The organism is Priestia sp. P5_B4 (assembly GCF_056400385.1).
Genome location: NZ_JBFULJ010001043.1, coordinates 1 through 1,207, shown reverse-complemented (window position 1 = coordinate 1,207; position 1,207 = coordinate 1). Strand labels below are relative to the sequence as shown.

At 42.5% G+C, this 1,207-nt stretch carries 1 pseudogene; it reads left to right on the top strand.

What is annotated here, in order from left to right:
* A pseudogene (locus tag AC1DRF_RS28615) lies at positions 1 to 1,001 on the top strand (DNA-binding protein); the annotation flags it as partial.
* Between the last annotated feature and the right edge of the window lie 206 nt (positions 1,002 to 1,207).

Here is a 1,207-nt window from a genome sequence, read left to right as displayed (position 1 = left end):
ACTTTGGTGTTCGCTTTCGCTATAATGCCATTGGTGATGTGACAGCCAATGATATTGTAGCTCCTTCTCAGGCATTCGGTATTACGCTAGGTGTTTCCACCGTTGCTATGCATGCAGGTTCTACGGTTGCTATTACGGACCCAAACAAAGCAAAAGGAATTGTGTATCTTCCTAAGACAACGACAAAATGGTCAAATGCTGTAGATCAAGGAGTGTACAATGGAGGAGGAAGAGCCGAAGGACCTTTTGCTGCTGTTTCAAAAGTAGGGACAGGTAAAGCTGCTTTTATTGGGGATTCTTCACCGGTTGAAGATGCTACACCAAAATATAAACGAGAAGATACAGGATCTTCTAAAACCACATATGACGGATTTAAGGAACAAGACGATTCTACACTGCTTGTAAATATGGTCAACTGGTTAGCGAAGCAAGAAAGCTATACCTCTTTGAATCAAGTCTCAGGACTTCAATTAGATCAGGCTACAGCATTACTTTCGTCGGAAACGCCAAGTCAGTCCACTGAGCCTCAGCCAGAGCCATGGTCAGCACCTACAGCAGGCTATAAATGGTACGATACGTCAACTTTTGCATCTGGTTCATATGGTTATAAAGGTGGAACCACACAGCCCCCAGCTGCTAGTGCTTACGTGTTGGAACATCAAGCCATTTTACCAACGAGCGGCATATTCCAAATACGCGTAAAGGTAAGCGGGCTTTCAGCTAACACTACGTACAGCACGTTTAATCTAGGTGCATATAACGGATCGGGAACTCAAATTGCTAAAGTTCAAAACGCAGATGGAAGCTGGCCGTCATCGTATGGATACAGCAGCAATTTTTCAATTACAACAGACGCATCTGGAAATGGAGAAAAGGTTTTGAATGTCCAATTAAATCCAAGCGCAGTGGGGAGTGCCAATCTTCGCTTACGCCAAAGCGGTACGAATGCATATACAGAAGCTGTGACGGTAGGGAACGTAGCGGTTGAACCATTGCCTTAATAAGGCGGAAGCAAGCACTTGTGCTTGCTTTTTTATTGTTGTATTCTCTATCTTTGAGCGTTAAAGAAGCGTCAGACGAGAGGCTTATCCATAAAGGAGAAATATGATATCTTAGAAGAAAGAATGAAGTAAAAGGAGTCAGCTAATATGTCTAAATATAAAGAATTAGAGACGGGTTATCTAATGGATAAGATTAAAGAATACAA